The organism is Streptomyces sp. NPDC000404 (assembly GCF_040300365.1).
GTDB classification, from domain to species: Bacteria; Actinomycetota; Actinomycetes; order Streptomycetales; family Streptomycetaceae; genus Streptomyces; species Streptomyces ramulosus.
Map to the genome: position 1 here is coordinate 181,453 of NZ_JBEPDN010000008.1, position 26,511 is coordinate 207,963.

20 protein-coding genes are annotated in these 26,511 nt (G+C 74.0%); 18 read left to right on the forward strand and 2 right to left on the reverse strand.

Features of this window, described 5'->3' with window-relative positions; translation table 11 throughout:
* Positions 1 to 154 precede the first annotated feature (154 nt).
* From ABT345_RS17500 to ABT345_RS17555, 12 genes are all read left to right on the forward strand, one after another.
* Positions 155 to 5,977: a WD40 domain-containing protein gene (locus ABT345_RS17500; protein WP_345077010.1), complete on the forward strand. Its 5,823-nt coding sequence runs from the start codon at positions 155 to 157 to the stop codon at positions 5,975 to 5,977.
* A gap of 238 nt (positions 5,978 to 6,215) precedes the next feature.
* Positions 6,216 to 6,617, forward strand: a complete 402-nt coding sequence (locus tag ABT345_RS17505) for a PLL family lectin (RefSeq protein WP_345077007.1) — start codon at positions 6,216 to 6,218, stop codon at positions 6,615 to 6,617.
* A 639-nt stretch (positions 6,618 to 7,256) separates the two neighbouring features.
* On the forward strand, positions 7,257 to 8,516 hold the full coding sequence (locus ABT345_RS17510) for a multidrug effflux MFS transporter (RefSeq protein ID WP_345077004.1): 1,260 nt from the start codon (positions 7,257 to 7,259) through the stop codon (positions 8,514 to 8,516).
* Positions 8,517 to 8,807: 291 nt separating this feature from the next.
* On the forward strand, positions 8,808 to 9,794 hold the full coding sequence (locus ABT345_RS17515; RefSeq protein ID WP_345077001.1) for an iron-containing redox enzyme family protein: 987 nt from the start codon (positions 8,808 to 8,810) through the stop codon (positions 9,792 to 9,794).
* A complete protein-coding gene (locus ABT345_RS17520) occupies positions 9,791 to 10,510 on the forward strand; it encodes a 2OG-Fe dioxygenase family protein (protein WP_345076998.1) in 720 nt (239 codons plus the stop codon). The genes ABT345_RS17515 and ABT345_RS17520 overlap by 4 nt, the downstream gene beginning before the upstream one ends.
* A 138-nt stretch (positions 10,511 to 10,648) precedes the next feature.
* Positions 10,649 to 11,524 (forward strand): diaminopimelate epimerase, encoded by an 876-nt coding sequence (dapF, locus tag ABT345_RS17525; RefSeq protein WP_345076995.1) that lies wholly within the window; start codon positions 10,649 to 10,651, stop codon positions 11,522 to 11,524.
* Positions 11,521 to 12,033 carry a GNAT family N-acetyltransferase gene (locus ABT345_RS17530; RefSeq protein ID WP_345076992.1) on the forward strand — a complete coding sequence of 171 codons (513 nt, stop codon included), beginning with the start codon at positions 11,521 to 11,523 and terminating at the stop codon, positions 12,031 to 12,033. The genes dapF and ABT345_RS17530 overlap by 4 nt, the downstream gene beginning before the upstream one ends.
* Positions 12,030 to 13,127: a pyridoxal phosphate-dependent aminotransferase gene (locus ABT345_RS17535; RefSeq protein WP_345076989.1), complete on the forward strand. Its 1,098-nt coding sequence runs from the start codon at positions 12,030 to 12,032 to the stop codon at positions 13,125 to 13,127. The genes ABT345_RS17530 and ABT345_RS17535 overlap by 4 nt, the downstream gene beginning before the upstream one ends.
* A gap of 215 nt (positions 13,128 to 13,342) precedes the next feature.
* Positions 13,343 to 15,169: a gamma-glutamyltransferase family protein gene (locus ABT345_RS17540; RefSeq protein ID WP_345076986.1), complete on the forward strand. Its 1,827-nt coding sequence runs from the start codon at positions 13,343 to 13,345 to the stop codon at positions 15,167 to 15,169.
* Positions 15,170 to 15,279: 110 nt separating this feature from the next.
* Positions 15,280 to 16,179 (forward strand): inositol monophosphatase family protein, encoded by a 900-nt coding sequence (locus ABT345_RS17545; protein ID WP_345076983.1) that lies wholly within the window; start codon positions 15,280 to 15,282, stop codon positions 16,177 to 16,179.
* A 51-nt stretch (positions 16,180 to 16,230) separates the two neighbouring features.
* A complete protein-coding gene (locus ABT345_RS17550; RefSeq protein ID WP_345076980.1) occupies positions 16,231 to 17,643 on the forward strand; it encodes a phytoene desaturase family protein in 1,413 nt (470 codons plus the stop codon).
* Positions 17,644 to 17,759: 116 nt separating this feature from the next.
* Positions 17,760 to 18,716 (forward strand): NAD-dependent epimerase/dehydratase family protein, encoded by a 957-nt coding sequence (locus ABT345_RS17555; protein WP_345076977.1) that lies wholly within the window; start codon positions 17,760 to 17,762, stop codon positions 18,714 to 18,716.
* A gap of 155 nt (positions 18,717 to 18,871) precedes the next feature.
* Here ABT345_RS17555 and ABT345_RS17560 read toward each other — a convergent pair whose 3' ends face one another.
* Positions 18,872 to 19,399, reverse strand: coding sequence for a winged helix-turn-helix transcriptional regulator (locus ABT345_RS17560; RefSeq protein WP_345076974.1), 528 nt, complete (start codon positions 19,397 to 19,399; stop codon positions 18,872 to 18,874).
* Between the two features lie 74 nt (positions 19,400 to 19,473).
* On the opposite strand from ABT345_RS17560, the gene ABT345_RS17565 reads away from it, so the two are divergent.
* The gene (locus ABT345_RS17565; protein WP_345076971.1) at positions 19,474 to 20,118 is read left to right on the forward strand and encodes a dihydrofolate reductase family protein; all 645 of its coding nucleotides are present in this window, start codon (positions 19,474 to 19,476) and stop codon (positions 20,116 to 20,118) included.
* A gap of 50 nt (positions 20,119 to 20,168) precedes the next feature.
* Complete coding sequence (locus ABT345_RS17570) at positions 20,169 to 20,720, forward strand: O-acetyl-ADP-ribose deacetylase (protein ID WP_345076968.1); 552 nt, start codon at positions 20,169 to 20,171, stop codon at positions 20,718 to 20,720.
* Between the two features lie 218 nt (positions 20,721 to 20,938).
* On the opposite strand, the gene ABT345_RS17575 is transcribed toward ABT345_RS17570, so the two are convergent.
* The gene (locus tag ABT345_RS17575) at positions 20,939 to 21,394 is read right to left on the reverse strand and encodes a MarR family winged helix-turn-helix transcriptional regulator (RefSeq protein WP_345076964.1); all 456 of its coding nucleotides are present in this window, start codon (positions 21,392 to 21,394) and stop codon (positions 20,939 to 20,941) included.
* A gap of 296 nt (positions 21,395 to 21,690) precedes the next feature.
* Here ABT345_RS17575 and ABT345_RS17580 point away from each other — a divergent pair, with 296 nt between their 5' ends.
* From ABT345_RS17580 to ABT345_RS17595, 4 genes are all read left to right on the forward strand, one after another.
* Positions 21,691 to 23,535, forward strand: a complete 1,845-nt coding sequence (locus tag ABT345_RS17580; RefSeq protein ID WP_345076961.1) for a flavin-containing monooxygenase — start codon at positions 21,691 to 21,693, stop codon at positions 23,533 to 23,535.
* Positions 23,532 to 25,187, forward strand: coding sequence for an SMP-30/gluconolactonase/LRE family protein (locus ABT345_RS17585; RefSeq protein ID WP_345076958.1), 1,656 nt, complete (start codon positions 23,532 to 23,534; stop codon positions 25,185 to 25,187). The genes ABT345_RS17580 and ABT345_RS17585 overlap by 4 nt, the downstream gene beginning before the upstream one ends.
* Entirely contained in the window at positions 25,184 to 25,951 is a 768-nt protein-coding gene (locus ABT345_RS17590) for an SDR family NAD(P)-dependent oxidoreductase (RefSeq protein ID WP_345076955.1), read from the forward strand. Before ABT345_RS17585 ends, ABT345_RS17590 begins: the two co-directional genes overlap by 4 nt.
* Positions 25,952 to 26,125: 174 nt before the next feature.
* Complete coding sequence (locus tag ABT345_RS17595; protein ID WP_345076952.1) at positions 26,126 to 26,506, forward strand: 5-carboxymethyl-2-hydroxymuconate Delta-isomerase; 381 nt, start codon at positions 26,126 to 26,128, stop codon at positions 26,504 to 26,506.
* Positions 26,507 to 26,511 lie beyond the last annotated feature (5 nt).

Consider the following 26,511-nt stretch of genomic DNA (forward strand, 5'->3'; position numbering starts at 1 on the left):
GCCCCGCCCCGTACGCCGGAGCCCGGCGGCGCCCGGACGGCGGCCCGCCCCGCGCCCGCCCACCGCACCCCGGCCCCACCCACGGCCCGCCGGCCGCCCGCGTGATCCCGCCGAACCGCCTGCCCCGCCACCCCCGGCCTCCTACGATGGGGCCATGGTGACAGACGGGGAACTGCTCGGCCGGACGCGCGACTTGGACTTCTTCATCAGCTATTCGCCCGCCGACGAGCAATGGGCGTCCTGGATCGCGTGGACGCTGGAGGAGGCCGGTTACCGCACCGTCATCCAGGCGTGGGACTTCGTCGCCGGGACCAACTTCATCGACTTCATGGACCGCGGCGTCAGCGAATCCGTCGCCGTCATCGCCGTCCTCTCCGGCCACTACGGCCGCTCCACCTACGGCCGGATGGAGTGGCAGGCCGCCCTCCGCGCCGAACCGGAGCAGCCCGAGCGCAAACTGCTCACCGTCCGCGTCGAGGACATCCCCATCGAGGGACTGCTCGCCACCATCACCTACGTCGACCTCGTCGGCGTCACCGACCCGGCGACCGCCCGGAGCATGCTGCTCACCCGCGTCGGCCAGGCCGTCGAGGGCCACGCCCGCCCCGGCCACAGCCCCGGCTACCCCGGCTCCCTCTCCGCCACCGGCTCCTTCCAGCTGCCCACGCCCGCCGCCGACGACCGGCAGCGCCCGCTCGGCCGCACCGGCTGGTCCGGCCGCCGCCGCCCGGCCCGCGCCCCGCAGTACCCGCAGGCCCCCGGACCGGCCCGCGAGCAGGGCGCGCTCACGGTGCTGCACCTGGCGGGCCCCGACTTCGGCCGCGGCCGCGAACCGGACGCGCTGCGCCGGGAGATCCGCGGCGACCTCGTCGAGCTGAAGGACGCCGGCGCCCCCTCGCCCGACCTCCTCGTCGTCACCGGCGACCTCACCGCCTCCGGCAGCCCCCGCGAGTGCGACCAGGCCCTCAGCTTCCTCACCGGGCTGCGCTCCCAGCTCGACCTGCCGCCGCAGCGCGTCGTCGTCATCCCCGGCAACCAGGACGTCAGCCAGGCCGCCTGCCGCGGCTACTTCCACACCTGCGAGGCGGACGAGATCCCGCCGCAGCCCCCGTACTGGCCCAAGTGGCGCCACTACACCCGCCTCTTCCGCGGCCTCTACGAGGGGCTGGACACGGTCTTCGACAGCGATCAGCCCTGGACCCTCTTCCCCGTTCCCGAACTCCACACCGTCGTCGCCGGGTTCAACTCCTCCATCGCCTCCAGCCACCGCCCCGAGGACCAGTACGGCTTCCTCGGCCGCGACCAGGCCACCTGGTTCGCCGAGGCGCTGCGCGGCTACGAGGAGGAGGGCTGGCTGCGGATCGGCGCGCTCCGCCACCCGCTCACCGGCCGCCGCCGCCCCCAGGACGCCCCCGGCGGCCCCGGCACCCTCCGCGACGTCGACACCTTCACCCGGCTCGCCGCGCCCCGCCTCCACTTCGTCCTGCACGGCCCCAGCGGCGGCCCGCGCACCACCGGCGGCGAGCCCTCCCACGACCACCTCCCGCTCCAGAACGGCGCGCTGCCGCTGTACGGTTCGGCCGCGCCCGCCGGGTTCGAGCTGCTGCACGTCACCGCCGACGGCGCCACCCGCTGGACGGGCGCGGGCGGCACCGAACCCACCGTCTTCCCGGTCAGCTGGCGGGGCGCCGGGCGCCTCTTCGCCCCGGCCGGTGAGCCCACCGGGCCGGGCGGGCAGGCCGTCGCCGCACCGCCCGCCGACCACCGCGCCGTCGCCGAGCCCGCCGACTCCCTCGCCGAACGCGTCAAGGAGGTCTGCCGCGCCCGCCAGGAAGGCGTCCGCCTGCGCGACGTCCCCCGCGCCACCGCCGACGACCTCACCCAGATCATGGTCACCTGGAGCGACGAGGGCGTCGTCCGCCAGCAGCGCATCGCCGTCCACCCCGGCACCCCCACCGACGCCGAACTCGACCGCTTCCTCGCCCAGGCGCACGCCGCCGGCACCGGCTCCGACGCCGAGCTGGTCCACGACGGGCCGCCGCCCGAGCCGTCGCTGCGCGAACGCGCCGGGCGCCGCGGCGTCCGCGTCCGCAGCTTCCTCGAATTCCAGGGCCTGCTGGACCTGCGCTCCTACGTCACCGCCCAGACCGCCCGGCTCGGCAGCGACGACCGCTACGCCCCCGACCTCTACCTCCCGCAGCGCTACCGCGACGCCGAGCGCCCCGACGCCGACGACCGCGACCACCTCGTCGAGGAGATGCTCCGGCTGCTGGAGACCGACCACGGCCGCTTCCTGCTGCTCCTCGGCGACTTCGGCCACGGCAAGACCTTCGCCCTGCGCGAGCTGGCCCGCCGCATCCCCGAACGCCTCCCGCACCTCACCCCGATCCTCATCCCGCTGCACACCCTCGACCGCGCCCACAGCCTCGAAGGGCTCGTCGCCGCCCACCTCGCCGGCCACGACGTCGACACCATCGACCTGCGCGCCCTGCGCTACATGCTCGGCCAGGGCCGCGTCGTCCTCCTCTTCGACGGCTTCGACGAACTCGTCAACCGCGTCAGCTACGACCGCGCCGCCGACCACCTCCAGGTGCTGCTCAACGCCGCCGTCGACAACGCCAAGATCGTCGTCAGCAGCCGCACCCAGCACTTCAAGTCCCAGGACCAGGTCCTCACCGCGCTCGGCGAACGCGTCGGACTGCTCTCGCAGCGCCGCATCCTCGCCGTCGAGGGCTTCGTCCCCGAGCAGATCCGCGCCTACCTGGTGGGCCGCTACGGCGACGAGGAGACCGCCGCCCGCCGCTTCGAACTCCTCGGCAACATCCCCGACCTGCTCGCCCTGTGCGCCAACCCCCGGCTGCTGAGCTTCGTCGCCGACCTCGACCCCGACCAGCTGCACGCCGTCGCGGGCGCCGGCCGCGCCCTGAGCCCGGCCCGCCTCTACGAGGACGTCTTCAGCGCCTGGCTCGCCCACGAGGAGCGCCGCGGCCAGGGCGGTCCCGGCGCCGCCCCCGGCCTCACCCTCGACCACCTCTGGGCCGCGGTCACCGCCCTCGCCCGCCGCCTGTGGGAGACCGGCCGCAGCGCGCTCCACCTCGACGAGCTGACCGACACCGTCGCCACCGCCCTCGCGGGGCTCGCCGGCACCACCCTCACCACCCAGGAGAGCGCCCAGGCGGTCGGCGCCGGATCGCTGCTGATCCGCACCGACGACGGCCTCTTCCAGTTCATCCACGGCTCCGTCGTCGAATGGCTCATCGCCCGCGAGGCCGCCGAGCGCCTCGCCGACGGCGACAGCACCCTGCTCGCCGCCCGCCCGCTGAGCGCCCTGGCCGTCGAGTTCTTCTGCGACCTCGCCGACCACGACCTGTCCACCGCCTGGGTCCGCACCGTCCTCAACGCCCCCGGACCCGGCGTCAGCGACGCGGCGCGCGCCAACGCCGTCCGCGTCATCGACCGGCTCCGCGTCCCCGCCGGCGCCGATCTGCGCGCCGCCCGCCTCTCCGGCGAGGACCTCTCCGGACGCGACTTCTCCGGCGTCGACCTCACCGGCGCCGACCTCACCGACACCCGCCTCATCGGCGCCAACCTCTCCGGCGCCGTGCTGCGCGACGCCCGCCTCAACGGCGCCCGCCTCGACCACGCCGACCTCTCCGGCGCCGACGTCACCGGCGCCGATCTGCGCGGCGCCCGGCTGACCCGCGCCGACCTGCGCGGCGCCGCCTTGGCCCGCAGCCGCTGGCACCGCGCCGCCCTCATCGACCCGCTGATCGACCCGCAGGTCCGCGCCGCCCCCGAACTGCGCACCGCCTCCCTCGCCCCCGGCATGCCCGTCGAGGTCGGCTTCCGTCCCGCCGCCGTCGGCGTCCCGTACGGCTTCGACATGCGCACCAGCCGCCTGCCCGAGCCGCTCTCGTACAGCCCCGAGGGCGAACTCCTCGCGGTGGGCAGCGAGGACGGCGGGGTGCTGGTCTGCGCCGCCGACACCGGCCGGGCGCTGCGCACCCTGCACGGCCACGAGGGCCGGGTGTACGCGGTGAAGTTCCGCTCCCGGGTGCTGGCGACCGGCGGCGCCGACGGCACCGTCCGCCTGTGGGACCCGGTCTCCGGGCGTCAGCTGCACCGCCTGGACATCCACCCGGGCGGCGTCTGGCCGGTCTCCCTCGACGACGCCGGCACCCTGCTCGCCACCGGCGACGCCGACGGTCTGGTCACCCTCTGGGACACCGCCACCGGCGAGCCGCTCCAGCAGCTGCCCGGCCACGCCGCCCCCGTCTACACCGCGGTCTTCAGCGCCGACGCCCGCACCCTGGTCACCGGCGACGCCGCCGCCAACCTCCGTATCTGGGACACGCGTACGGGAGAGTGCACCGGCACCCTCGACGGCCATGAACACGCCGTCTTCCGGGCCCGGTTCAGCCCCGACGGCTCCCTCCTCGCCACCGGTGACCACGGCGCCGAGGGCCGCGGCACCGTCCGCGTCTGGGATCTGGCCGAACGCCGGCTGCTGCACACCTTCACCGGCCACACCGGCCGCGTCTACACCCTCGATTTCCACCCCGAGGGCAACCTCCTCGTCAGCGGCGACACCGACGGTCAGGTCCGGCTCTGGGACCCGGTCGTCGGCGCTCCCGCGGGCGCGCTGGAGCGCTGCACCGGCGCCGTCTACCAGGTGATGTTCGGCAACGGCGGACGGCTCCTCGCCGCCTGCGACAGCGACGGCACCGTCCGGCTGTGGCGGGTCGCGCTGAGCGGCGGCCACCGCGCCATCAGCCTGCTGCGGCAGCAGCCCGTCGAGCACCGCGGCTCCGCCTGGGCCTGCCGCTTCCGCCCGCAGGGCAGCCAGCTGGTGACCGTCGGCAACGACGGCGGCGCGCAGATCTGGGACGCCGACACCGGTCAGGGCCAGCGGATCCTGCGCGGCCACGGCCGCCGGGTCAACACCGTCGCCTTCAGCGCCGACGGCGCCCGCCTCGCCACCAGCGGAAACGACGGCATAGTCCGCCTCTGGGACGCCCGCACCGGCCGCCGCACCGCCGAACTCACCGGCCGCGGCGACCGCCTGATCTCCGGCGTCTTCAGCCCCGCCGGGCCGATCCTGGGCACCGCCAGCAACGACGGCGACGTCTATCTCTGGAACGCCATGACCGGCGAGTATCTGCGCGAGATCGACGTGGAGACCGACCACACGTGGGCCGAGGCGTTCAGCGCCGACGGCACCCTGCTCGCCACCGCCAACGACGACGACTCCGTCCGCCTGTGGTGGCGCGCCACCGGCGCCCACATCGCCACCCTCGCCGACCACCGGGGCCGGGTGCGGTCGATCGCCTTCCGCGGCGACGGCGCGGAGCTGGCCACCGGCTGCGACGACGGGCGGGTCCGCCTCTGGGAACAGGAGAGCGGCCGGCTGACCGCCGAACTCGACGGCCACGCCGACCGGGTCTACGCCGTCACCTTCGGCTCCGACGGCGACTGGCTGGCCAGCGCCTCCTGGGACGGCACCGCCCTCATCTGGCGCGACGGCGCCCCCCGCCACGTCCTGACCGGGCACCACGGCCGTCTCTGGGCGGCCGTCGCCCACCCCCGGCTGCCGCTGCTCGCCACCGCCGGCGACGACCGCGTCATCTGCCTCTGGGACGCCCGCACCGGCACCCGCACCGCCCGCCTCACCGGCCACACCGGGCGGATCTTCTCCCTCGCCTTCAGCCCCGACGGCACGCGTCTGGCCAGCGGCGGCGAGGACGGCACGGTCCGCCTGTGGAACGTCCCCGCGCCGGACGGGCCGCCCACCCCGCACGCCACGCTCATCGGCGTCCCCGGCGGCTGGGCGGCGCTGACCCCGGAGGGCGGCTACAAGTACGAGGGCGAGGTCACCGGCGAGTTCTGGCACGTCGTCGGCATGGCCCGCTTCACCCCGGGCGAGCTGGACGAGTACCTGCCGGGCGTCCACCGGCTGCCGCTCGACGCGGAGTTGTGAGGACGCGGGGCCCGGCACCGCGACGGCCCGTCGGCGCTCCGGCCCGCATCCCGGTGCCCGCTGTTCCCCACCGCCGGACGGCTGCGCACCGGCCACCGACAGGACAGCAGCGGAACGTCAGAAGGATGCAGGCGAAACGTCAGCCGCTTGCCACAAGGTAGGTGCTGTCGCTCGGCCCGTTGCGTGCTCCCGTCCGGGCCGAGCGGGCACAGCATCCGCAAGCACAGAAAGATCCGCAATGAAGAAAATCAGGGCTGCGGTCATCGCCGCCACGATCATCGCCGGCACGGCCCTCGCCGCCACCCCGGCACAGGCCCTCAGCCACTGCAACCGCGGTACCGGCACCATCATCTGCGAATACGGCGTAGGCCTCATCACCTCGAAGGCCGGAATCCAGCGGGAGTTCGCGGTCGGCACCGACCACGCCGCCTACGTCCGCTCCAAGACCGCCACCACCGACTGGAGCGACTGGTCCTCCCTGGGCGGGGAATTCTGGGGCAATGTGGTCATGCTCGACGGTGACCACAAGAACATCGAGTTCTACGTCTCCATCGTCGGCACCGACGGACGCTCGTGGGTCAACGGGTACGCATGGGACGGCACCCGGACCGGCTGGAAACGCTTCGGGGAGCACATGTGAACCCACACCGCCCGGTGGGCATTGACGCGGTGTGAGCACGCGCGTCCTGCCTGACGGCGCAGCCGGTCAAGGCGGCGGCCCCTGGCAACCGCCGCCCTGACCGGTGACGACCCGCGTACCGCCGGCCTGCTCGCTGCTCCGCTGCGCTCTCAGCCCGTCTGGTCGTCATCGGCGAAAGGGTGGAAAGGACTCACGGCGTATGCACCGGGTAGGCCATGCGGCGGCGTATGCCGGGGAAGACCGGAAGGGGCGCGGGCGGCCCGAATTCCCGTCATGGGGTGCCCGCCGAATGTGACGGCGAAATGAAATGTGACGGGGCGCGGCCGCTTCGTCCCATATGGCGGGCCCGGCGGTTGACATGGCGCGCCGTTCGGCAATTACGCTTACCCCACCTGCATATGCTGGCCGGCCGATCCGGCCGTAACGGTCGAATACGACGGGGGTGAGTTCGTGGACACGCGCTTCGCTCATGGCGCCATTGCCGGTCGTTCCGCCGGCGCACGTTCCGCCGGATTCCGCTCCGCCGGGCCGTTCCCGGAGCGATGTCGCGACAACTGAGCCGCGGGAGCGGGCCTGTTCGGGGCCGCGTTTCCGTTCCGTGCCCCGTTGTCCGTGCATCGAGCCAGGATGAAGAGGGAAATGGCCAGCAGGAAGAGTGAAAACCCGCCCGCGGGCGGGGAGATCGCTGCCTTATCCGACCGCACCCCGACCACGCTCTCCCCGCTTCTGCTGGCCATTTTGGTCTCGCTTGCCGTCTGCGGGCTGATGGCCTCCGACATCAATCTGCCCGCGGTGCCGCGCATCGCCGCGGATTTCGGGGTGGGGGAGTCCTCCGTACAGCGCACCTTCAGCATCTACATGGCCGGGCTGGTGGTGGCCCAGGCGCTCTACGGGCCGGTGTCCGACGCCTATGGCCGACGCCCGCTCGTGCTCGCCGGATTCTCCCTTTTCGCGGTCGCCTCCGTGCTCTGCGCGACCGCGCCCGGCATCACGGCGTTCGCGGTGGGCCGGCTGCTCCAGGCGCTCGGCGCGGGCACCGGACTCGTCGTCGGGCGGGCCATGGTGGGCGACCTCTTCGACAAGCGGACGGCGACCCGTACCTTCGCCACCATCATGCCGATCGTCGGTGTCTCGCCCGCCGTGTCCCCGCTGATCGGCTCCTATCTGACCACCTGGTTCTCCTGGCGCGCGCCCTTCGTCCTGACCGCGGTCATCGGCGGGGTCACGGTGGCCGCGGTGGCGCTCGCCGTGCCGGAGACGCTGTCCCGGCGCGGCGGCGGGAGCGGACTGCGCGGCACCGTCGGCAATTACCCGTATCTGCTGCGGCAGTCCCGGTTCTGGCTGTACGCGGTGTCGCTGGCGGCGGGTTACTCGGCCTATTTCGGATATCTGGTGGCCTCGCCGGTGATCTTTCAGCGCATGGGGCTGTCCACCACCGCGACCGGATACTGTTACATCAGCGTCTCCTTCACCTATGTCCTCGGAAATCTCTGTTCGCGCCGCCTCTCGGCCCGGCGCAGCATTTCCCAGGTGCTCGGTATCGGCTATCTCCTGTTCTCGACCGCTGCATTGCTGCTGCTCGTCGCGGGTCTCGCGCAGGTCCGCAGTCCCTGGCCGCTGCTCGTCCTCATGGGCGTGGTGGCGACGGCGAACGGATTTCTGCTGCCGATGTCGTACGCGGGCGGTGTCACGCAATTCCCGTCCAAAGCCGCCTCGGCCTCCGGCCTGCTCGGCGCCCTGCAGATGATCGGTGGCAGCGTCGCCTCCCTGGCGGTCGGATTCTTTCCCGGTGACGCACGGGCGCTGTCCGTCATGATCTTCGCCATCGCCCTCTCCGCGGTCGCCGCCTTCCTCTCGCTGTCCCGCTTTTCCGCACGCCCCGGCGAAGCCTCCGCCTGACGGACGCCGGCGGTCGCGCGGCCCTTCCCCGGGCAGGCGCGGCGCTCACGCCTGCCCGCATTTCCCTGCCGCAGGGGCGTGCGGGAAATAAGATTTGTGCCTTGCTTTGCCCGGCCGCTTCATGGTCGAATTTTCTTGCTGAACGAGCGGCCGGAAAAATAATTCCGGCCCCGCCTCCCGTACCGGAGATTCTGCCGTCGCCCTCACTGACGGATCCGGTACGCCGCTGCACGACCAATTCTCTGGCAAAAGCGTCGCGATGCGATGCCGACCGCAAGGTGGGAGAACGTCTTGGTTACGTACAGTCAGGAAAAAGAGCACGCCGCCCCGTCCGGTGGCGCGGAGGAATTCCTCACCGCACTCCTCGACCGCGCCTACGACGACGGGGACCGCACGGCACTGGAAACGGTGCAGAACAGGCTCGCCGCGCTGCATGCGAAGTCCTTCGAAATACCGCAGGAACACACCGGGTTCAAAGGTCTGGGCGACGATCTGGACGAGGCGCTGCGCATCGAGGAGCGGATGCTCGCCCACGAGGACCGCTTCATCGACCTGGAAGGGTTCGAGGGCGCCGAGGACGGCGGCCAGGAATTCGTCCGCCGCCTCAAAAAGGTGGTGCGGGAACACCCCGCCAACCGGCATCCGTTCTACCTCACCTATCTGCCGGAGCAGGCGTCGGTCGCCGACATCGCGTTCTACCTCGCACAGGAATCCGCGCTCGACCCCCGCTTCGACGACTTCATCGCGCTGATGCAGATCGGTATGCCGGTCGGCCCGAAACTCGAACTCGCCGCCAACTACTGGGACGAGATGGGCAACGGCGCCTTTCCGCGGGTGCACACCGTGATGTTCCAGGACGCCCTGGACGAGGTCGGCGCGACGCCCGAATACATCGCCTCCCACCAGATCGTGGAGGCGACGGTGTGCGGCAACCTCTCGGCACTCTTCGCGCTGCGCCGGCCGCTCATCCACCGGGCGATCGGCAGTTTCGCGGTCACCGAATTCCTCTTCCCGCGGCGCTGCTCACAGCTGCTGGAGGCCTGGGAGCGCAACGGCCTGTCCGCCAAGGGCCACGAGTACCACCGGGAGCACGTCGGCGTCGACGCCCGCCACGCCTCGGGTTTCTTCAAGAACGTCATCACCCCGCTCGTCGACGCCTCCCCGGCGGTGGCGGGCGAGGTCTACCGCGGCGCCCTGGCGCGGCTGAACTCCTCGCAGCGGTACCTCGACAGGATCCTGACCCGGCTGACCGACGGCACGGAGCGGGGAGAGAAGTGAACCAGCAGCTGACGGAGGACGGACTCGCCCTGCTCGACGGGGTCCTCGCCACGGACGAACAGCTCGCGTCGTACGAGGACTGCCCGCACGACCCGTACATGGGCAACGGCACCCGCTACAAGCGGTTCTCGCAGTACAAGATCTTCCGCGGGGGCGACGGCTGGGAGACCGAACTGCTCCCGGCCCGCGCCTATGTGACGCCGAAGAAATTCAACCCCGTCGGCGGCGGATTCCGGCGGCTATATTCCCCGCTGGTCGCGGATTTCACCGGTCTGGTGAAGCGGCTCGCCGGGGAGATCGGTCTCGATCCGTCCACGCCGTGGCAGATCAATGTGCACCAGAACCGTTCCGTCGCAGAAGTGACCCGCCACGGCCAGCTCACCCCGGAAGGCCGGCACAAGGACGGCCACGAATACGTCTCCATCAGCGTCTTCCGGCGGCACAACGTCTCCGGCGGACACACCAGGGTCTGGGCGGACAAGGACAGCGGGGAACCGCTCTGGGAACGCACCCTGGAGCCCGGCCAGACCGTACTCCTCGACGACCGCGCGGTATTCCACGACGTCACCGACATCGAGCCGCTGACCCCGGAGGGCGGCCACCGCGACATTCTCATCATCGCCTATTCGCGGTGGGACGAACGCTGGTACGGCGACGCCCACGACAACGAAGCGCTGGATACCGAGGCGCCGGACGGCGGGGCGGACGCGACATGAGAGAGCATCGGACGATCGCCCGGGTTTTCTCGCCCGCGTCCGCCGCGCCGGAGGAAACCGGAGCCGGCCGTGACCGCGACGGACACGGAAACCGGAGCCGGCCAACGACCGCGGCGGACAAGGAAATCGGAGCGGCCAATGACCGCGGCTGACACCCGGATCGACTTCCAGAAATACACCGCGGGCGGAAACGACTATCTCGTTCTCGACGAGGAGACCTGGGGCGGCCCGCTCACCCCGGACGCGGTCCGGCTGCTGTGCGACCGGCGCTTCGGCATCGGCGCCGACGGCATCCTGCAACGGCGCCCCGCACCGCCGGACGGCCCGTATCCGGTGCGGATCTACAACTCCGACGGCTCCGCCTGCGAACGCAGCGGCAACGGGCTGCGGATCTTCGCCCAGTGGCTGCGCGACACCGGCGTGACCGCCCGCGACCGCTTCCCCGTCCACTGCCGGGCGGGAACCTCCGCCGTCGAGTTCCACGACGACGCCTCCCTCTCCGTGGAGATGGGCACGGCGTCCCACCGCCCGGACGACATCGGGCTGACCGACCCCGCCGTCCCCGGCGGACGCCACCGCTTGCCGACCTCCGCCGGCGACCTCGACGTCACCACGCTCTCCCTCGGCAACCCGCACACCGTCGTCTTCTCCGACCTGCCCCCGGACGCCGTGCACCGGCTCGGCCACGAGATCGCGACGCATCCGCTCTTCCGGCACGGCACCAACGTCCAGTTCGTCACCGGCATCGCACCGGACGCGCTCGCCATCGAGGTCTGGGAGCGCGGCGCCGGGCGGACCCTCGCCTCCGGTGCGAGCGCCTGCGCCGCGGCGACCGCGGCGCTCGCCCGCGGCCTCGTCCGCGCCCCCGTCACCGTACGGATGGCCGGCGGGGAGGTGACCGTCCTCCTGCGGGACGGCGCCGTCGTCTGGCAGCGCGGCAGCGCCCACCGGGTCTTCGCGGGGGCCATCGACCGTGCGTACGCCACCGGCGACGCGAAGGAAGGAGCGCGGTGACCACGGCCACCATCACCGTCAGGCACGCCGTCCGGGCGGACGCGCCGCGCCTGCGGGAGATCTACAACCAGGCGGTCGCCGGACGGATCAGCACCTGCGATCTGGAGCCGCTGCCGCTGACCGCCGTCGAGGCATGGTTCGACGGGAGGGACGTCACCACCCGGCCCGTCTACGCGGCCGTCGCCGACGGCACGGTGGCGGGCTATCTCTCGGTGTCGGACTTCTGGAACGACCGCCCGGGCTACCGGACGACCGCCGACTGCGGCCTGTACGTCGGCGCGGAACACCAGGGCCGGGGCGTCGGCGGGCGGCTGCTGCGCCACTTCCTGGGCCACGCCCGCGAGCTGGGCATCGACACCGTCGTGACCAGCATGTTCGCCGACAACGAGGCGAGCGTCCGGCTGTTTCGGAAGGCGGGGTTCACCCGGGTGGGACTCTGCCCGGGCGTGGCGAACCTCGATGGCGTCCGCAAGGACCTCGCCCTCGTCCAGCGGACGGTGGACCCATGACGCTCTCCATGCAGGAGTGGATCTTCACCGAGAGCTTCGGCAGGTACACCATCGACCTGGGCGACAGCAACGTCACACCGCTGTCCGCCGCCGACCTGCTGGGGCCCGACGCGCTCCGCGAACTGGCGCGGCTGCCGCTCGGCTACGGCCACGAGGCGGGCCTGCCCGAACTCCGCGCCGCCATCGCCGCGCGCCACGCCCGGGCGGGGCCGGAGTCCGTCCTGGTCGCGCACGGCGCGCAGGAAGCCTTCTCGCTGCTGATCCGCGCCCTGGACCGGCCGCCGCGCAGCGAGGCGATCGTGGTGGGATCCGGGTGGAGCCAGCACAGCGCGCTGCCCGCCGAGGAGGGCATGAAGGTCGTCACCGTACCGCTCGCCGAGGACGAGGAGGCGCTGCTCGCGGCGGTCGCCAAGGCCGCCACCTGGCGCACCGGCGCGATCGTCGTCGCCTCCCCGGACAACCCGACGGGCTGGTCCGCCTCGCCCGCCCTGCTGGAGGCACTGTCCGAGATCGCCGGTTCCTACGACGCGCTGCTCATCGTCGACGAGGAGTACGTCATCGACGGCGAGCGGTCCGTGGCCGGGCTCAACGAGTCCGTGGCGGTCGTCAGCGGCCTGTCCAAGCTGCACGGACTGCCGGGGCTGCGGATCGGCTGGTGCGTGGCGCGGCCGGAGCTGATCGCACGGTGCACGCGCCGGAAGCATCTGTCGACGATCGCCAACTCGGTGCTGTGCGAACGGCTCGCGCTCGCCGTGCTGGCCGACGACGCCGCCTTCCGCCGCCGCGCCGCAACGCTCTGCGGCGCGGGGCGCGCGGTCCTGCGGGCCTGGGCCGCCGAGCGCGGCACGGTGGAGGTCCTCGGCTCGGGCGAGGAGCTGCCGTTCGCCTGGCTGCGCCTCGCCGCGGGCACCGACAGCCTCGCGGTCGCCCGGGCGGCGCTGCGCGGCGGCGTGCTGGTGATCCCCGGCGAGGTCTTCGACCGGCCGGGACATCTGCGGGTGACGGTCGGACGCGACCCGGCCGAGCTGCGCGCCGGACTCGCGGTGCTCACGGACGCGTTGGCGGACCCCGCGGCGGTGCGGCAGGCGGCCTGACCGGGACTCGGCCGGGGCGGCCTGACCGGTCCCGGCCGGGCCGGGTGCTCCGGGGCGCTCCCGTACGCCCCGGAGCACCCGGGCCCGCCCCGGCGGCAACCCGCCCGGGGCGGGCCCCCGTTGCGTCCGGCGGGCCCGGTGCGCTCTGCTGGCCCGGTCGACCGTCCCGCCGGGCCGGGCCCGCCCGGCCGCCCGCAACCCCGAGGAGTCCGCCCGTGTTCACCACCCGCCCCACCCTCCAAGGCACCTTCGGGATGGCCGCCACCACCCACTGGCTGGCGTCGCAGTCCGCCATGGCGGTGCTGGAGGACGGCGGCAACGCCTTCGACGCGGCCGTCGCCGCCGGTTTCGTCCTGCACGTCGTCGAACCGCATCTGAACGGCCCGGCGGGCGAGGTGCCGATGCTCCTCGCCCCGGCGGGCGGCCCCGTCCAGGTCCTGTGCGGGCAGGGCCCCGCGCCCGCCGGGGCGAGCATCGCCCACTACACCGGCCTCGGCCTCGACCTGGTGCCCGGCACCGGACCCCTCGCCGCCGCCGTGCCCGGCGCCTTCGACGCCTGGATGCTGCTCCTGCACGACCACGGCACCAAGCGCCTCGCCGACGTCCTGCGGTACGCCATCGGGTACGCCGAGGGCGGCCACCCCGCCGTCGAGCGGATCGGCCGGACGATCGCCACCGTCCGCGACCTCTTCACCACCGAGTGGACCACCTCCGCCGAGCTGTACCTGCCGGGCGGCCGCCCCGTCGCCCCGGGCGCGCTGCTCCGCAACCGCCCGCTGGCCGCGACCTGGCGGCGGCTGATCGCCGAGGCGGAGGCCGCCGGGCCGGGCCGCGAGACGCAGATCGACGCGGCCCGCCGCATCTGGCGCGAGGGCTTCATCGCCGACGCCCTCGCCGGCTTCGCCGCCCGCCCCGCCATGGACACCTCCGGCGAACGCCACGCGGGCACCCTCACCGGCGACGACCTCGCCGCCTACCGCGCCGGCTACGAGGCGCCTGTCACCCACGACTGGAACGGCTGGACGGTCGCCAAGGCCGGCCCCTGGTCGCAGGGCCCCGCCTTCCTCCAGCAACTCGCCCTGCTGCCCGGCACCCTGCCGCCCTACGGGAGCGCCGCGTACGTCCACACCCTGATCGAGGGCTGCAAACTCGCCATGGCCGACCGCGAGGCGTGGTACGGCGACGCCGCCGAGGTCCCCGTCGCCACGCTCCTCGGCGACGCCTACAACGCCGACCGCCGCCGGCTGATCGCCGACACCGCCAGCCACGAACTGCGGCCCGGCAGCCCCGGCGGCCGCCCCCCGCGCCTCGCCCGCCACGCCCTCGCCGCCGCCGCGGGCACCGCCGGGGCCGCCTGGTCGCCGGGGGCCGGCGAACCGACCGTCGGCACCGGGCTCCCCGGGGCCGCCGACCCGCTGACCGGCCCCGACGGCGCCACCCGGGGCGACACCTGCCACCTCGACATCGCCGACCGCTGGGGCAACCTCGTCTCCGCCACCCCCTCCGGCGGCTGGCTCCAGTCCAACCCGGTCGTCCCCGGCCTCGGCTTCCCGCTCGGCACCCGCCTCCAGATGACCTGGCTGGAGGAGGGCCTGCCGGGCAGCCTCACCCCGGGGCGCCGCCCGCGCACCACGCTGACGCCGTCGATGGCGCTCCGCGACGGCGTGCCCGTCATGGCGTTCGGCACCCCGGGCGGCGATCAGCAGGACCAGTGGCAGGTCCACTTCTTCCTCGCGGTGGCGCTGCGCGCACAGGTCCGCTCCGGCCTCGACCTCCAGGGCGCCATCGACGCCCCGAACTGGCACAACGACTCCTTCCCCGGCTCCTTCCACCCCCGCACCATGCGCCCGGGCGCGGTCACCGTCGAATCCCGCATCGGCCCGGACGTCATCGACGGGCTGCGCCGCCGCGGCCACCACGTCACCGTCGGCGGCCCCTGGTCGGAGGGGCGCCTGTGCGCCGTGGCCCGCGACCCGGAGACCGGGGTGCTCTCGGCCGCCGCGAACCCGCGCGGAATGCAGGGCTACGCGGTCGGACGCTGAGCGATGCGCAGGTCACGGGCGGTCTCCGGCACCCGCTCGTGACCTGCGGGGCACCCGGAATTCACCTCGGGTCCGGCTGCCGTGTCAGTGGGGCGTGGTTCGATGGACGCATGATCGAAGCAGTCGAAAACCGCAATCCGGGAGATTTCGTACACCACACCGCCGCCCCGGCCGCCCGGCCGCAGGCCGCCGTTCCGACGCCCGAGGAAGCCGCCGCCGTCGAGGACGCGATACGCCGCGCCGCGGCCGAGGAGATCCTGCCCCGCTTCCGGCAGCTCGCCGACGAGGACGTCGTGGAGAAGAACGGCCCGCACGACCTCGTCACCATCGCCGACCGCCGCGCCGAGGAGCACCTCACCGCCGCCCTCCCGGCGCTGCTGCCCGGCTCCGTGGTGGTCGGCGAGGAAGCCGTCCACGCCGACCCCGCCGTCCTCGACGCGCTGCGCGGCGACGCCCCCGTCTGGATCGTGGACCCGGTCGACGGCACCCGCCAGTTCGTCCACGGCGACCCCGGCTTCGCCACCCTCGTCGCCCTCGCCCACCACGGCGAGGTGCTCGCGTCCTGGACGTACGCGCCCGCCCTCGGCCTGATGGCGGTCGCCCGCCGCGGCCACGGCGCCACGCTGAACGGCGCGCCGCTCGTGCCGCGCCCCGCGGTGCCCGGCGCCGCCCTCGAAGTCGCCATCTCCCACTACGACTTCACCACCGACGACCAGAAGCGGGTGCTCGGCGCCCTCGACGCCGACGGTGTCGCCCCGCGTCCCTGCGGTTCGGCCGGTCTGGAGTATCTGCGCATCGCCCGCGGCGAGATAGCCGCGACCGCCTTCAGCTGGGAGAACGCCTGGGATCACGCCGCCGGGCTGCTCCTCGTCCAGGAGACCGGCGGCACCGACGCCACCGTCGCCGGCGTGCCGTTCGCGCTCGCCGGGGGCAACGCCCTGCCCTTCACCGCGGCCCGGGACGCCGAGGTGGCCCGGCGTATCCTCGGACTGCTGGCAGCCGCCAACTGACCCCCGCGGCGGCGGGGGCCGCACACGAGGGGAGTGGCGCAGGTGCCGAGAATGCTTGATGCCGTGGTGATCGGAGCGGGGCCCAACGGCCTGACGGCAGCCGTCGAGCTGGCCCGCCGCGGGCTGGCCGTGGAGGTCTTCGAGGCCCACGGCACCATCGGCGGCGGCGCCCGCACCGAGGAGCTGACCCTCCCCGGCTTCCGCCACGACCCGTGCTCCGCCGCGCACCCCTTCGGCATCGGCTCCCCGGCGTTCGGCGCGTTGCCGCTCGCCCGCCACGGCCTGGAATGGCTCCACGCCGACCTGCCGATGGCCCACCCCTTCCCGGACGGCACCGCCGCGGTCCTCGCCCGCTCCGCCGCCGAGACCGCCCGCTCCTTCGGCGCCCACGACGCCGGTACGTACCGCCGGCTCATGGCCCCGTTCCTCGGCAAATGGGACACGATGGCGCACGACTTCCTGCGCACCCAGTGGCTGGGCCTGCCGCGCGACCCGGTGACGTACGCCCGTTTCGGGCTGACGGCGATGCAGCCGATCACCCTGCTGGAGCGCCGTTTCCGCGACGAGAAGGCCCGTGGTCTGCTCGCCGGTCTCGCGGCCCACGCCATGGCCCCGCTCGGCGGCTTCGGCACCAGCGGCCTGGCGATGATGTTCGCGCTCGCCGGGCACGAGCGCGGCTGGCCGCTGGCGCGCGGCGGCTCCCAGGCGATCTCCGACGCGCTCGCCGGGGTGCTGGGCGAGCACGGCGGCACCGTCCACACCGATTTCGAGGTCAAGCGGCTCGACGACCTGCCCCCGGCCCGCGCCTACGTCTTCGACACCTCACCCACCGCGCTCGCCCGCATCGCCGGGCTGGGCAACGCCTACCGCGGCGTCCGGTACGGCGCGAGCGTCTTCAAGATCGACTACGCGCTCTCCGGTCCGGTGCCCTGGACCGCCGAGGAGGCCCGCCGGGCCGGGACCGTCCACATCGGCCCCACCAGCGGCGAGATCGCCGCCGCCCTCGACGCCGCCACCCGGGGCGCGGACCCCACCGTCCCGTTCCTGATCACCGCCCAGCCCAGCATCGTCGACCCCACCCGCGCCCCCGAGGGCAAGCACACCTTCTGGGCGTACGGCCACGTCCCCAACGGCTGGGAGGGCGATGCCACCGAGGTCGTCGAGCGGCAGATCGAGCGGTTCGCCCCCGGCTTCCGCGATCTGGTGCTGGCCCGCGCCGTCGCCGGGCCGCCCCAACTCGCCGCCCGCAACGCCAACTACGTCGGCGGCGACACCGCCACCGGCTCCGCGGCCGGACTGCGCCTGCTCATCCGCCCCAAGCTCGCCCGCGTCCCGTACGCCACCGCACACCCCGCCGTCTTCCTCTGCTCCCAGGCGACCCCGCCGGGCCCGGGCGTCCACGGCATGTCCGGCCATCACGCGGCGCGCTACGTCTGGCGCCATCTGCGAAGCGGCGCGCGCTGAGCCACGTCTGAGCGCTCCGGGGCGGGCCCCTCGGAGCGCCGCACGGAGGGCACGGGACGGCCTCCGCCCCGTCCCGCCGTGGCGGCGTCACCCGCCGCCCGCTACCGTCAACGGCCATGCGCCTCCTCATCCTTGGCGGTACCTCGTTCGTGGGCCGGGCCCTCGTGGAAGACGCGCTCCGTGCGGGCGCGGACGTGACGCTGTTCGGCCGGGGCCGGACGGGACCCGAGCTCTTTCCGGGGGTGCCCCGGCGGATCGGTGACCGCGACACCGGTGACTACACGGCGCTGCGGTCGGGGGAGTGGGACGCGGTCGTCGACGTCAGCGGCTATGTGCCGCGCCATGTCGGCCAGGCCATGGCCGTGCTCGGTGACCGCGTCGGCAGATATCTCTTCCTCTCCAGCCAGGCGGTGTACGTCCGTACGGGCGTGGCCGCCGGGGCGGACGAGGACACCCCGCGCCGCCCGCCCGTCCGGGACACCGAGGAGTTGACGGAGGAGACCTACGGACCCCTCAAGGTGGCCTGCGAGGACGAGGTGTGCGCCCGGTACGGCGCGCGGGCGACCGTGGTGCGGCCGGGGAAGGTCGTGGGGCCGCACGATGCACAGGACGGCGTCACCTACTGGGTGCGCCGGGCCGCGCGGGGCGGGCGGGTGGCCCTGCCGGGCCGTCCGGAGCAGCCGGTCCAGGTGATCGACTCCCGGGACCTGGCCCGTCTGGTCACCCGGCTGCTGGCGGACGGCCGGCCGGGCGCGTTCCACGCCGTCGGGCCGGCCGAACCGACCACCCTGGGCGGGCTGATCCACGCCTGCGCACGCGTCGCGGGCAGCGCCGTCGATCTCGTCCCGGTGCCCGCCGGCGCGGTGACGCCGGCGCTGCCGCTGGTCCGGCCCGAGCCACTGTGGCCCACCCAGCAACGCAGTCCGGCCCGGGCGCGGGCCGCCGGAATGCCCGCGACCCCGCTGGAGACGACCCTCGCCGACGTCCTCGCCTGGGACCGCGCCCGCGGCGAACCGCCCCTGGACCACGGCCTGACCCCGGCGGAGGAGGCGCGCCTGCTGGCCGGGGCGTGATCCGGGGCACCGCCGCCGTCCGGCCGTGACCCGCGCCGGGCCGCCGGGGCTCCGGCCGCCGTCCCCCGCTCCGGAGCGGTCCGGTCCGAGCCGCCGTCCCGCACCCCGGCGTGGCCCGCCCCTGGTGCGTTGCGGTGCGGGCCCGGCCGTCGCCGTCAGCCCTCCGCGGCGACCCGTTCGTAGGCCCGGGTGAGTTCGGCGAGGACCCCGTCGGCGGGCAGGGGGCGGCCTTCGAGGTGGGTGGCGCGGAGTTCGGCCATGAAGCGTTCGCCCATCTCGGGGCCGCCGGCCGCGAGGAGCTGGGCGCGGACGGACAGTTCGGGTGTGGTGGGGAGCCAGCGGGCGCCCCAGGCGCCGAGCTGCGTCAGGACCGGGACGAGTTGGATGGCCGCCTCGGTGAGCCGGTACTCGATCTTCTGCCGGTGGCTCGGATCGTCGTGCCGGGTCAGCAGCCCGGCGCCGGTCAGCTTGGCGAGGCGGGCGGCGAGGATGTTCGACGCGATGCCCTCGACGGAGTGGGTGAGCAGTTCGCGGAAGTGCCGGTGGCCGCCGAACATCAGGTCCCGCAGCACGATCAGGCTCCAGCGGTCGCCCAGCAGCTCGACGGTGAGATTGATCGGGCAGCCCGACTTTCCCGACGGCACGGGCAGTCGATCGGCCGGTTCCGGTTGCGGCGTGTCCATGGTGGAGTACCGTACCACCGGTTGTTGTTTGCAATCGGATGCCGGGTGCGGCTCCGGCTCCCTGAGGAGGGCTCATGGAACAGCTGGTGCGGGTGCAGTGCTTCAACGTGTCGCGGGACGGGTTCGGCTCCGGCGAGGGGCAGAGCCTGGAGCGCCCCTTCGGGCACGCGGACCCCGCCGCCCTGTTCTCCTGGGCGGGCGCCACCGCGAGCTGGGTGAACCGCACGGACCCCGGCGGCACCCGCGGTCTGGACGACTACTTCACCCGCGAGCACACCCGGAACATCGGCGCGGAGATCATGGGCCGCAACAAGTTCGGCCCGCAGCGCGGGCCTTGGGAGGACCACGAGTGGCAGGGCTGGTGGGGCGACACCCCGCCGTTCCGTACCCCGGTCTTCGTCCTCACCCACCACCCGCGCCCATCCCTCACGCTGGCCGACACCACCTTCCACTTCCTCGACGCGACGCCGGCCGAGGCGCTGGCCCGCGCGAAGGAGGCGGCCGGCGGGCGCGATGTCCGCATCGGCGGGGGAGTCGCCACCCTCCGGGAGTTCCTGGCCGCCGATCTGATCGACACGCTGCACATCGCCGTCGCCCCCGTCGACCTCCACCGCGGCGAACGCCTCTGGGAGAGCCCCGACGAACTCCTCGACCGCTTCCACCTGGAGCGGGTGCCGAGCCCCAGCGGCGTCACCCACCATCTGTTCTGGAGGCGCTGACCGCCCGGCTCCGCCCGCCACCCCTGGTGCACACCCCCTAGGCTCCCGCCATGAACACCGCACCCGATGACTCCCAGGTCCCGTCCGCCCCCGGCCCCCGGCTCGTGCTCGTACGGGGGGACATCACCGAGCAGCAGGTGGACGCGGTGGTGAACGCCGCCAACTCCTCGTTGCTGGGCGGCGGGGGAGTGGACGGGGCGATCCACCGCAGGGGCGGCCCGGAGGTGCTGGCCGCCTGCCGGGAGCTGCGGGCCTCGCGGTACGGGCGGGGGCTGCCGACGGGCCGGGCGGTCGCGACCACGGCCGGGCGGCTGCCCGCGCGCTGGGTGATCCACACGGTCGGCCCCCGCTACGCACAGGACGACGACCGGTCCGCGCTGCTCGCCTCCTGCTACCGGGAGTCGCTGCGCGTCGCCGATGAACTGGGCGCGCGGACGGTCGCGTTCCCCGCCGTGTCCGCCGGGATCTACGGCTGGCCGATGGCGGACGCGGCGCGGATCGCGGTGGCGACCGTACGGGCCACGCCGACCGCGGTCGAGGAGGTCCGGTTCGTCCTCTTCGACGACCGGGCGTACGAGGCGTTCGCCGCGCAGCTGCCCTGACGCTCGCGGGAGGCGGGACCCGGCCGCGGCGCCGGGCCCGGCCGGAACCCTGTGCCGAGGCCCGGCCGCGGCCCCGGAACAGACCGGAATCCGCGCCGAGGCCCGGCCACCCGCCGAATCCGAAGCCCAACGTCCGTAGCCCAACGCCTGAAGCCCAACGCCTGAAGCCCAACGTCCGAAGCCGAGCCTCCCCCGACGGCGCCCTCGGGTCCGCCCCCTCACTCACCCCGCGGCCAAGGCCGTCCCCCGGAGCGTTCGATGTCGGCGTTGAAGCGGCGCAGGTAGGCGGCGAAGGCGGTGAGGTCCTCGGCCGACCAGTCCGCCATGACGTGGTCGAGGGCGCGGACGGTTCCCGTGCGTTCCTCGTCGAGGGCGCGGGCGCCCTTGTCGGTGAGGCGGAACTTGCGGGCCATGCCGCCGTCGGGGTCGGGGATGCGCTCCAGATGGCCGGCGCGCAGGGCCGCGGCGGTCTGCCGGTTGAGGGTGGAGGTGTCGAGGCCGAAGGCGTCGGTCAGTTCGCCGATCGACATGGGGCCCTGGACGCGGATGCGGCTGAGCAGGAGATAGGCGCTGTGCTCCAGTTCGCCGCCCCGGCGCCGCCCGCCCCGCCGGCTCAGGGTGTGGCGGCTGAGCAGCATCTGCTCGTACTCGATCGCCTCTGTCGGTCTGTCCATGCCTGCCGTCGCTTCCTGGCTCCTGTCGCCTGATACTGCGTCACCTTCCGGCCTTTTCCGTGCCGGTGGGACGCCCGGGCCATCCTCTCACGCACTATGCGTCGTGCATATCGTGTGCATGATGCATAGTGTGTGCACGATGCACATCGCCGCGCGTCAGCGGCGGTGTCCCGCATGTCGTGCCGCCGGGCGGTCCGCCCGGCCCGTGTCGCCCGTACCGCCCCACTCCCTGCCGCCGCCCGGTCCGTACCGCGCCCGCGTCGCGGCACGGACCACGGAGAGGAAGAGGAACACCCATGTCCCACCCCCACGGCACCCCCGTTCCGCCCGGCGGCCCGCAGGCCGAATCCGGTCTGGAGGCCCTCCGTGCCCGCTACCGCGCCGAGCGGGACCGCCGCGTCCGGCCCGAGGGGCGCAGACAGTATCAGCAGGTCACCGGCCGGTTCGGCTACTACGACGAAGACCCTTACGCCGACGGCGAGTTCACCCGCGAGCCGTTGGCGGACCGCGTCGAGGTGGTGATCCTCGGCGGCGGGTTCGGCGGGCTGCTCGCCGGTGCCCGGCTGCGGCAGGCGGGCGTGGCGTCGATCCGGGTGATCGAGAAGGGCGCCGACTTCGGCGGCACCTGGTACTGGAACCGCTATCCCGGCATCCACTGCGACATCGAGTCGTACATCTACCTGCCGCTGCTGGAGGAGCTGGAGTACGTACCGACGTGGCGGTACGCGCCGGGCGAGGAGATCCGGCAGCACGCCCGGGCGATCGGCCGCGCCTTCGACCTCTACCGCGACGCCTGCTTCCGCACGCAGATCAGCGAGTTGCGCTGGGACGAGGAGGCGGCCGAATGGCTCGTCGCCACCGACCGCGGCGACCGGATACGCGCCCGGTACGTGGTGACCGCCAGCGGCACCCTCAGCGAGGCGAAGCTCCCCGGCATACCGGGCATCGAGACGTTCCGGGGCCACACCTTCCACACCAGCCGCTGGGACTACGCGTACACCGGCGGCGACGCCGACGGAAACCTTCACCGGCTCGCCGACAAGCGCGTCGCCCTGATCGGCACGGGCGCCACCGCCATCCAGTGCGTCCCCCATCTCGGCTCGGACGCCCAGGAGTTGTACGTCTTCCAGCGCACCCCCTCCTCGGTCGACGTCCGCGGCAACCGCCCCACCGACCCGGAGTGGGCCGCCTCGCTGACCCCCGGCTGGCAGCGGCGGCGCCGCGACAACTTCCTCACCCTCGTCACCGGCGGTCAGGTGGCCGAGGACCTCGTCGACGACGGCTGGACCAGCACCGCCCGCCTCCAGCAGAAACTCGTCCCCAGCGACAGCTACGCCACCGTCCCGCCCGAGGAGCGTGAACGCGCCTACGAGCTGGCCGACTTCCGGAAGATGGACGAGATCCGGGCGCGGGTCGACGCCGTCGTGACCGACCCGGCGACCGCGGAACTCCTCAAGCCCTGGTACCGCTACATGTGCAAGCGACCCACCTTCAGCGACAGCTACCTCCAGACGTTCAACCGCCCGAACGTCACCCTCGTCGACACCGCCGACAGCCACGGCGTGGAGCGGATCACGGAGGACGCCGTCGTGGTCGGCGGCCGGGCGTACGAGGTCGACTGCATCATCTTCGGCACCGGCTTCGAGGTCGGCGTCTCCGGGCTGACCTCCGGACGGCTGCCGGTGTACGGCAGGGACGGCGTCGCCCTGACCGACGCCTGGCGCCGGCGCGGACCCCGCACGCTCCACGGCTTCTACAGCCACGGCTTCCCCAACCTCTTCCAGCTCGGGCCGCTGCAGAACGCCAGCTCCGTCAATTACGTTCACATCCTCGACGAACAGGCCACCCATGTCGCCGAGGTCGCCGCCGCGGCCCGCCGCAGCGGCGCCCGCTACGTCGAGCCGACCGCCGAGGCGGAGGACGCCTGGGTCGCCACGATCCGGGAGAAGGCCGCCGACCTGTACGCCTTCCAGGCCGAATGCACCCCCGGCTACTACAACAACGAGGGCCGGCCCCGCGAGCGCAGCGAGTCCTACGGCGACGGGCCGGTCGCCTTCCACGCCCTGCTCCGCGCCTGGCGCGAGGGCGGCGGCATGCGCGAGGTGCTGGTCGGCGCGGAGCCGCAGGGGGAGGGCCGGTGAGCCCCAGCCGCTACGGGCCCGCGGAGCCGGCGTCCCCCACCCACCGCGAGGTGCGGCGGCTCAACCTGCCCAATCCGCTGTGGGGTTCGAACGGCGTCGCCTTCGGCCCCGACGGCCGGCTGTACGTCGCGCAGTTCCTGGCCGGGCAGATCAGCGCGGTCGACCCGGCCACCGGGGACGTCGAGGTCGTCGTCCCGATGGACGGCCCGGTGCAGTCGCCCGACGACCTCGCCTTCGGCGCCGACGGCTCGATGTACATCGCCGACCTCGTCCCGGGCCGGGTGTGGCGCCGCACCCCGCGGGGCGAGTTCAGCCTGGTCTCCGACGAGGTGGCCGTGGTCAACGGCATCACCTGCGTCGGCGACCGGCTCTTCGTCAACGAGATGCGGATGAACGGCCGTCTCCTCGAACTGTTCCCCGACGGCGGCGCGCCCCGGGTGCTCACCGAGGGACTGGCCCTGGGCAACGCCATGCAGCTCGGCCCGGACGGGCACCTGTACTACCCGCACATGGTGACCGGCCAGGTCTGGCGGATCGCCCCGGACGGCGGGGCGCCGGAGGTGGTCGCCGAGGAGGTGCACGAACCGGTCGCGGTCCGCTTCGACCGTGGCGGTGTGCTCTCGGTCCTCTCCCGGGGCGTCGAGGGGCTCGTCACCCGTATCGACCTGCACGGCACGGGCTCCAGAACGGTCGTCACCAGCGGTCTGGCGGGCCTGGACAACGCCGCGTTCGACGCGGAGAACCGCATGTTCGTCTCCAGCTACGCCAGCGGCGGCATCACCGAACTCCACCCCGACGGCCGGACGCGGGAGATCGTCCCGCGCGGACTGGACGGCCCCTACGGCGTGACCGTCGCCCCGACCGGCACGGTCTACGCCGCCGACCACTACCGGGTGGCCGGGCCCGTGGACGCCACCGGGCCCGGCGCCGTCCCCACCGAGGTCCTGCGGCCGTTCGCCCACGGCATCGCCGCCGACGGCGACCTCCTCCACCTCACCTCGCAGTACGGCGAGGTCACCACGTACGACCCGGCCGACGGCACCACCCGGGTCCGGGCGCGTGGGCTGCGGCAGCCGACCGGGCTGTGCGTACGGCCCGGCGGCGGGCTGCTCGTCGCCGAGACGGGCGCGGGCCGGGTGCTCGCCCTCGGCGCGGACGACACCGTCACGGTCCTGGCCGAGGGGCTGGAGCGGCCCGTGGACGTCGCGCTCGACGCGGACGGCCGCTGCTACGTCAGCGAGGAGCGGCGCGGCGCGGTGCTGCGGATCGACGACGGCGAGGCCACCGTCGTCGCGGACGGTCTGGACGCGCCGCAGGGGCTGGCGGTCCAGGGCCGTGAGGTCTTCGTGGTGGAGAGCGGCGCGCGGCGGCTGACCGCTCTCTCGCTCACCACCGGTGAACGGCGGGTGGAGGCCGAGGGACTGGCGATCGGCCCGCCGCCGGACACCGTGCCCCGGGAGCGTCCCGCGCTCTTCACCCACGGCATGCCCGGGGTGGCCCCGCCGTTCGCGGGCCTCGCCGCGGCCCCCGACGGCTCGCTCCTCCTCGCCGCCAACGGCGAGGGCACGGTGCTGCGGCTGTCGCCCCGCGGCGCGCCGGAGCGGGACGCAGCGCCCGACGAGAGCACCGCCGACCCCGAGGAGACCCCATGAACACCACCACGCCCCCTGGCCGTTCCGTCGTCGTCACCGGCGCCGCCTCCGGCATCGGCCGCGCCACGGCCCTGAGGTTCGCCGCGGACGGGGACCGGGTGCTCGTCGCCGACCTGGACCGCGACGGCGCCGACACCACCGTTCGCGCCATCGAGGAGGCCGGCGGCACCGCCCTGGCCGTCGCCGGTGACCTCGGCGAACAGCGGGTGGTCGACGCCGTCGTCGAACGGGCCGTAGCGGCCTTCGGCGGGCTGGACGTCCTGGTCAACAACGCCGGGATCATGGACCGGATGTCCGCCCTCGGCGAGACCGGCGACGCGGAATGGGACCGGGTCCTGCGGATCAACCTCACCGCCCCGTTCCTGCTCACCCGCGCCGCACTCCCGCACCTGCTGGCCGCCGGCGGCGGGTCGATCGTCTTCACCGCCTCCGAGGCGGGGCTGCGCGGCGGCGCCGCCGGAGCCGCCTACACCGCCGCCAAGCACGGCGTGGCCGGACTGGTCAAGAGCCTCGCGGTGACCTACCGCGACCAGGGCATCCGGGCCAACGCCGTCGCCCCCGGCCCCACCGCCACCGGCATCCGCGTCGACGCGGCGCCCGAGGCGCACGGCCCCGCGGTGATCGGCCGGCTGATCGGCGCGGTCACCGGCCGCATCAGCAGCCCCGAGGAACAGGCCGCCGCCATCACCTTCCTCGCCTCCGACGCCGCCTCGTTCATCAACGGGGCCGTCCTGCCGGTGGACGGGGGCTGGTCGGCGGTCTGAGACGGACGGCCCGGCGACCGCCGACCCGTGGCGGGCGGCCGCCGGGCCCGGCCCACCGGCGGCGTGCGCCGGCGGGCGCGCGGCCGAGCCCTGCGCCGCCGGGCGCCGCGGTACCGCCCGCCGTCCCCGTATGGCAGGGTCTACGTGGCCCGCACCGCGATCAGGAGTCCTTCCATGCCGCAGATCCTCGTCTCCTACGACGCGTCCCTGGACGACGTCCTCGACCGCCGGGCCTTCGCCCGGGAGCTGCACACCGCGGCGGCGGCGACCGACGAGGGCATCACCGTCGGCGGCTGCCGCACCCGCTTCCAGCGCGTCGAGGAGACCGTCATCGGCGACGACCGGCCCGGACAGGCGCTGATCCACCTGGAGTTCGCGATACTGCCGGGCCGCACGGAAGGCGCCAAGCGGGCGCTGGGCGCCGCCGCGCTGGACGTGCTGCGCCGCCACACCGCCACGGTCCCGCCCGGCACGGTGGTCCACGCCTCGGTGGACGTCACCGAACTGGGCACGGCCTACACCGCCTACCAGGGCCCCGGCGGCACGGGCGCCTGACCCGC

Coding starts and splice junctions, on each gene's coding strand:
- ABT345_RS17575 (WP_345076964.1), bottom strand. CDS start 21,394: ATGGACAGACCGACAGAGGCGATCGAGTACGAGCAGATGCTGCTCAGC.
- ABT345_RS17570 (WP_345076968.1), top strand. CDS start 20,169: ATGAACACCGCACCCGATGACTCCCAGGTCCCGTCCGCCCCCGGCCCC.
- ABT345_RS17580 (WP_345076961.1), top strand. CDS start 21,691: ATGTCCCACCCCCACGGCACCCCCGTTCCGCCCGGCGGCCCGCAGGCC.
- ABT345_RS17595 (WP_345076952.1), top strand. CDS start 26,126: ATGCCGCAGATCCTCGTCTCCTACGACGCGTCCCTGGACGACGTCCTC.
- ABT345_RS17505 (WP_345077007.1), top strand. CDS start 6,216: ATGAAGAAAATCAGGGCTGCGGTCATCGCCGCCACGATCATCGCCGGC.
- ABT345_RS17545 (WP_345076983.1), top strand. CDS start 15,280: ATGATCGAAGCAGTCGAAAACCGCAATCCGGGAGATTTCGTACACCAC.
- ABT345_RS17560 (WP_345076974.1), bottom strand. CDS start 19,399: ATGGACACGCCGCAACCGGAACCGGCCGATCGACTGCCCGTGCCGTCG.
- ABT345_RS17565 (WP_345076971.1), top strand. CDS start 19,474: ATGGAACAGCTGGTGCGGGTGCAGTGCTTCAACGTGTCGCGGGACGGG.
- dapF (WP_345076995.1), top strand. CDS start 10,649: ATGACCGCGGCTGACACCCGGATCGACTTCCAGAAATACACCGCGGGC.
- ABT345_RS17510 (WP_345077004.1), top strand. CDS start 7,257: ATGGCCAGCAGGAAGAGTGAAAACCCGCCCGCGGGCGGGGAGATCGCT.
- ABT345_RS17535 (WP_345076989.1), top strand. CDS start 12,030: ATGACGCTCTCCATGCAGGAGTGGATCTTCACCGAGAGCTTCGGCAGG.
- ABT345_RS17550 (WP_345076980.1), top strand. CDS start 16,231: ATGCTTGATGCCGTGGTGATCGGAGCGGGGCCCAACGGCCTGACGGCA.
- ABT345_RS17555 (WP_345076977.1), top strand. CDS start 17,760: ATGCGCCTCCTCATCCTTGGCGGTACCTCGTTCGTGGGCCGGGCCCTC.
- ABT345_RS17500 (WP_345077010.1), top strand. CDS start 155: ATGGTGACAGACGGGGAACTGCTCGGCCGGACGCGCGACTTGGACTTC.
- ABT345_RS17590 (WP_345076955.1), top strand. CDS start 25,184: ATGAACACCACCACGCCCCCTGGCCGTTCCGTCGTCGTCACCGGCGCC.